We start from the raw sequence: 2647 nt of genomic DNA, 5'->3' as shown, positions 1-2647 counted from the left end.
CCCATGACGGGGGCGATGCGGCCGGAACTCGCGGTGCGGTCGGCTGCGGCCGCGGCGGCGGGCGGGCAGGACGGGCTCTTCCGGGCCGAACCCGGGTGGTGGCACCGCTACCACAACCAGCTCTTCACCATGGCGCTGGCCGCATCGGCGGCGACAGCAGCGGTTTATCTCCTGATCGGGGATGAGTTGGGGTATCCGGATGTGTGGACGGGCCTTGCCATCGGGGCTGGAGGGGCCCTCGGCTTCCTGCTCGGTCACCGGAAGCAGTATGCGCGGGTTGCCGCCGGCGAGTTCATCAGGGCCAACATGAGCCGGTGGCAGCGCGTCATCCGGGACCTGGGCGGGCCGGTGGCCCTCATTCTCTCCGCCGCTATCGTGGTGCTTTTTATTCGGAACGAGATGTTCGGCCAGATCATCGGGTTCATGCTGGCCGTGAGCCTCATTGGGTGGGCGACGTACGGTATCACGATCCTCTGGGAGCGCAGACACCGCACAACCCTGATCGCGGAGAAAGGGTCGATGTATACCCTGGATACGACAGCGGAGGGTGAAAACGCATGATGCTGAAGGTCACCGGGGCGATACGGAGGCTTATGGGCTGGTGCCCCATGACGGGGTCGATGCGGCCGGAGCTCACGATGCGACCGGCGACTGCCGCGTTACCGGGCGGGCGGGACTGCGTCCCCCGGACCGAGCCCGGGTGGTGGCGAATCCACCACAACCAGCTGCTCATCGCGGCGCTGGTTGCATCAGCGGTGGCAGCGGCGCTCTTTACCCTGGTCGAGGATGCTTCAGGGCACCTTGCCATGTGGACGGGTCTTGCCGTCGGGGTAGGGGCGCTCCTCGGCGCTCTGCTCAGTTATCGGAAGCGGTATGCGCGGGTTGCCGCCGGTGAGTTCCACAGGGAGAACATGACCCCTGGACGGCGCATTGTTCAGTACCTGAAAGCACCGGTGTTCTCCGTTCTCTTTGTCGCCGGTATGGCGTACCTTGTTCTGGGCGAGATGTTCGACCGGATTCCCGGGCTCATGCTGGGCGCAAGCCTCATCTTCTGGACCTGGTACGGCCTCACGATCCTCTGGGAGCGCCGGCACCAGGCGATCATGATCGCGGAGTGGGGGTCGGTGTATACCGTGGATACGGCAACAAAGGGTGAACGCGTATGATAATGAAGTTCTCCGAGACGATACGCCGTTGGATGGGCTGGTGCCCGAACGCGGCGGCGGCCGGCACTGTCCGCCGGCGGTATGCCGCGCCGGAGGGCGAGGTCGGTATGGCGAGAGAAGGCAACCGGGATGTGGTGGAGGGTGCACTGGTGGACTACGGCCCAATCGGCACCCCGGGGAGGCTCTTCCTGCTGCTGCTTGCCGGCGCCTCTCTCATCGGCTGCCTCGCTGTGACAGCTCTTGCTGGCCGTCTTCTCCTGCTGGCTACCCTGCTGGCTTTCTCCGGTGTGGAGTTGTACGGGGTCCTGCGAAGAGCCCGCGTCGAGATTGCTTCGGAAGCGATCACCATCAGGCGACCGCTCTTTCGGCCCGTCGTCATCCCTAAGGATGCCGTCGTGAAGGTGGAGGTGGGAGAGAACAAACTCCCCGTCCCCTTCTGGCTCCTCGCGACGACGCTGGCGGCGCTTCTCGTGTCGGCGGCCGGCAGTATATACCTTGGATGGGATAACCCGACCTCCATGCGGTTTATCTTCGGGATTGGTGGCGCAATCTTCTTCCCCGTGATCGTCTACCGCACCTACGTGCGGGCACGTTACCCGCGAACCCTGACGATAACGACCGCGGAGAAGAAACTTGCTGCTATCTACGCGGACGACCCCGAACGGATAGCCCGCATGCTGGAGGTAGCCGGATGATGGTTTTCGTGGAGTATATCCGGAAGAGACTCGGCTGGTGCCCGAACGCGGCAGCCGCCGGGGTCTGCCAGCGCCGGTATGCTGAGCCGGCCGGCGAGGTCGGGCTCGGGGCTGCGGCGGACGGCAATCGGGAGGTGGTGGAGAACGTATTCGTGGACTACGTCAGTCCCCGCCTCTTACCGCTGATGCTGCTTGCCCTCGGTGGGTTCTTCGGGCTCCTCGTAATAGGCTTCCTGATCCCCCAGTTGCGTTCCGGGTTCTATATCCTCCTCGCCCTCACCTTCACGACGTATGCCGCAGTGCGCCTCTATCTCGATACAAAACAGACAGTAGTAGAGTCCTTCGGGGATGCCATCATTGTCCGGAGACCGCATTCCCAACCGCTCGTCTTCGAAAAGGATGCCGTCAGGTCGGTCGAGGTGAAAGAGACAAACCTTCCCATTCCTCGCTGGGCGGTCGCGTTGCTCTTTCTTCTCCTGGTTGCGGGGATATTCTTCGGCCTCGCAGGGAGGGGGTTGACGCAGTTTTTAGGCGGCCAGATGGTCGACCCCGAGTTCTCGTTTCATCTTCTCTTTTCAGCCGGCTTTGCGGTGTATTTGCTAGCGAAGTTATATCACGCCCTTCTCAGTCTGCGGTATCCCGGTTACCTCAAGGTGAAACTGGAGTCCGGCGGGTTCCTCCACGTCTACACGGACGACCCCGAACGGATTGCCCGGGTGCTGGGGGGTTCCTGATGACGGTCTTTATGGAGTATCTCAGGAAGAAACTCGGCTGGTGCCCGAACGC

4 protein-coding genes are annotated in these 2647 nt (G+C 63.0%); all 4 read left to right on the top strand.

What is annotated here, in order from left to right:
* The coding region (locus tag PLN84_RS12985; RefSeq protein ID WP_348532161.1) for a hypothetical protein at positions 1–561 on the top strand (561 nt) is incomplete at its 5' end.
* The gene (locus PLN84_RS12980) at positions 558–1166 is read left to right on the top strand and encodes a DUF1673 family protein (protein ID WP_292385644.1); all 609 of its coding nucleotides are present in this window, start codon (positions 558–560) and stop codon (positions 1164–1166) included. The genes PLN84_RS12985 and PLN84_RS12980, both read left to right, overlap by 4 nt.
* A complete protein-coding gene (locus tag PLN84_RS12975) occupies positions 1163–1861 on the top strand; it encodes a DUF1673 family protein (protein ID WP_292558944.1) in 699 nt (232 codons plus the stop codon). The genes PLN84_RS12980 and PLN84_RS12975 overlap by 4 nt, the downstream gene beginning before the upstream one ends.
* Positions 1858–2595, top strand: a complete 738-nt coding sequence (locus PLN84_RS12970) for a DUF1673 family protein (protein ID WP_292385641.1) — start codon at positions 1858–1860, stop codon at positions 2593–2595. Before PLN84_RS12975 ends, PLN84_RS12970 begins: the two co-directional genes overlap by 4 nt.
* The last annotated feature ends 52 nt before the right edge of the window (positions 2596–2647 follow it).

It is taken from the genome of Methanoculleus sp., from assembly GCF_035363275.1.
Classification (GTDB): domain Archaea; phylum Halobacteriota; class Methanomicrobia; order Methanomicrobiales; family Methanoculleaceae; genus Methanoculleus.
Note: the sequence above shows the minus strand (reverse complement) of the source record. Positions and strands in the feature narration are given on the sequence as shown.